Genomic DNA, 784 nt, shown 5'->3' on the forward strand with positions numbered 1-784 from the left:
AGTCCTGTCTGATCGACATATTCATATGCATACTCCAGTTCAGGGTCCGTCATCGATCCTGCAAAATACCCCTGGTAGCATTCATCGAAATTTTGCAGCTGCTCATCCAGATCGTTCTGACCTGACCATCCGGTGATTTGTGCGCAGTAAATCTCAAAGGCCTCGGCACGCTGCTGGTTCATATCCGAGACTATATCCAGATACTGAAAGCATAGTGGACTCAGAGTGCTTTCACTGATCAGAAACTGTGGAATGCCTTCCCAATCCTGAAACATGAGCTCGGGGCCCTGTCCCTGGTGATCTGACTCATCCTGATGCAGTTGTAAACAGGCTTCCAGAAACTCTTCGGAGTCTGCATAATCTGACAAATCCAACCATGATCCGAAGATTGAACCTTTGTTGTACTTGGCGTAAGTACCAACATAAATGCGAAATTCAACTGTAGCTTTCATAAGCTTTACGATTAAAAAGATCAATAGCGCCCGGCACCTGCCCTGGGCATTCGCTGGCCGTGCACAGAAGAAACTGACGGGGCATAAGCCCCCTGGTTGCAAGTCCGGCATCGCTTTTAAGGCGCGGCAGGATATAGCGAGGCTAAATGCGGTGCCGACAAAGTGAAGACTTGCTACCGTCAGGATGAATTCTGTAACTTTCGAATTGACCTGTGGCTGTGTAGGTCTTCAGTCATAGAAGACTCTGGATCTATCCCTGCATAGCAACGCCTGTCTGCTACCGGTTTTTTACTGGCAGGCAGGCACGGGTTTTTGGCACAAATCAACCGACA

The 784-nt window shown here is 48.6% G+C and carries 1 protein-coding gene; it reads right to left on the bottom strand.

What is annotated here, in order from left to right; all coding sequences use genetic code 11:
• Positions 1 to 452, bottom strand: a 452-nt coding sequence (locus LZG71_RS30370) for an antirestriction protein ArdA (RefSeq protein ID WP_233827040.1), incomplete at its 3' end; no start/stop codon positions are given.
• Positions 453 to 784 lie beyond the last annotated feature (332 nt).

This window comes from Dyadobacter sp. CY312 (assembly GCF_021390535.1).
In the GTDB taxonomy this organism is placed as follows: domain Bacteria; phylum Bacteroidota; class Bacteroidia; order Cytophagales; family Spirosomataceae; genus Dyadobacter.